Source organism: Atopococcus tabaci DSM 17538 (assembly GCF_000429585.1).
Classification (GTDB): Bacteria; Bacillota; Bacilli; order Lactobacillales; family Carnobacteriaceae_A; genus Atopococcus; species Atopococcus tabaci.
Genome location: NZ_AUCD01000119.1, coordinates 1 through 2,006 on the forward strand (window position 1 = coordinate 1; position 2,006 = coordinate 2,006).

The 2,006-nt window shown below is 45.3% G+C and carries 1 protein-coding gene; it reads right to left on the reverse strand.

Translation table 11 applies throughout. The features are described 5' to 3' along the window. Positions 1–126: 126 nt before the first annotated feature. On the reverse strand, positions 127–1,830 hold the full coding sequence (locus G470_RS0111560) for an NFACT RNA binding domain-containing protein (protein WP_028274926.1): 1,704 nt from the start codon (positions 1,828–1,830) through the stop codon (positions 127–129). Positions 1,831–2,006 lie beyond the last annotated feature (176 nt).

The following is a 2,006-nucleotide window of genomic DNA, read 5'->3' on the forward strand; positions in this document are numbered from 1 at the left end:
GGCAAAATTAAAAATGAGTCCGGTGCAGTACCGAACTCATTTTAACCAAGCTGCCTAAATGAAATAACCGTGTCTAACTTTTAGGGGTCACTTCATCGCGTCTGATTAATGGCGAAGGGGGATTTTTTAGTCTGCTTTTAAGTTTTCAACCACTTCTTTGGCCGGTGTGACGTAAACAGTGCGTTGGCCTTCATAAATGACAAACCCCGGTTTGGCTCCATTGGGTTTTCGGACTTGTTTCACCTGGACCACATCGATTGGAACGGAAGAAGACAAGCGGGATTTTGAATAGTACCCCGCTAAGTGCGCCGCTTCCAAAACCGTTTCTTCGGAAGGGGTGTCGCTCCGTATGATGACATGCGACCCCGGAATGTCTTTTGCGTGCAGCCACCAATCGGTTTTCCGCGCCGTTTTCATCGTCAGTTGATCGTTCTGCCGGTTATTCTTTCCAACTAAAATTTCCGTTCCGTCCGATGAAAGATATTTTTCAGGCTGGCTTCTTTTTTGCTGCTTGCCGTTTTTTCTCTTTCTTTTGCGGAGATAACCTTCTTCAATCAACTCTTCACGGATTTCATCCACTTCTCCAGGAGAAGCCACTTCCAACTGTGTCATCACGGAATCCAAATATTGAATTTCATTTTCAGTGAGACGAATCTGCTCTGTCAGATGAATGCTGGCGCTTTTCAGTTTTTGATAACGCGAGAACAATTTTTGCGCGTTCTCGGCCGGTGATTTTTGTGAATCCAACTGGATGGTAAGAGGCTGTTCTTCATCATAAAAGTTTGGCAGCGTAATTTCTTTCTGCCCTTTTTTAACTTCGTGAAGATACGCCGTCAAGACTTCCCCTTTAATCCTGTAGTCTTCCGCATACTGGGTGTCGTCCAGTTCCTTGCGGATTTTTTTCAGTTTGTTCCGGTTTTTGTCCAATTCGTTCTTCAATACTTGAATCAAATCGGAGGCTTGCTGCTGAACCCGGTCCCGTTCGGCTTTTTCACCGTAATAGGCATCTAGAAGTCCCCCCAGCGAATCATAAGTTGTGGCTTCACCAGACAAGGAAACGTAGGGAATAGGTGTAAAAAATGTCTTTCTTCCTTGAGCGACTAGGGTTGGTTTCAACTCTCCCTGCTCGATGGGGCTTAAAAATTCCTTAAGTGCCTCTGGCAAGTCGGCTGCGGACTCTTTGCTGCGCTCCGCCAATTCTTGTGCCGTATCCCGGCCGATTCCTTGGAATACATCTTGAATTTTTTTCTCAAAAGAAGGGCGGTCGGATTTTTCCATCGCAGCGATGATGTCATCCCGGTGTGCGGTAAAAGGATTCAGTTTTTCCTGGTTGGGAGCGGCCTTAAAGGGCGCTCCGGGAAGAAGTGTACGGTAGGAGTTTTGACTGATGGAAACGTGCCGGATAAGATCCAGAATCTTGTTTTCTCCTTCATCCACCAATAAGAGGTTGCTGTGACGTCCCATGATTTCCGCCACCAGCATAACATCTTGGATGTCGCCTAATTCATCTCGGCTTTTAAAGTAAAAATGGATGACCCGGTCATTTTCCATTTGCTCCACACGATCTAAAATCGCTCCATCCAAGTGCTTCCGCATCACCATACAAAACTGCGGGGGTTGCATGGGGTTATCAAAAGGCACTTCCGTCAACTGGATACGCGCATATTGAGGGTGCGCTGACAACAGCAGACGGTGGTTTTTACGGTTGGAACGAATCGTCAAAATGACTTCGTTGGCGTAAGGTTGGTTTATTTTTGCCACCCGTCCGTTTTTTAAAAGACGGTTCAGTTCGTCCGTCATCGCACGGGTAAAAATACCATCAAATGACATTGTTATTTCCTCCTTTCAGGAAACAGCATATATAGGCTCATGTGCTATTATACCATTCTCTCCCGTCTGAACCAAAATTTATTCTTGAGTTGTAAAGTTAAATGCAACACTTTCTGTTACATGATTCGATGAACTTAAATCTCTTTACTTCTTCCCCTAGGGGAAGAGAAATTTTA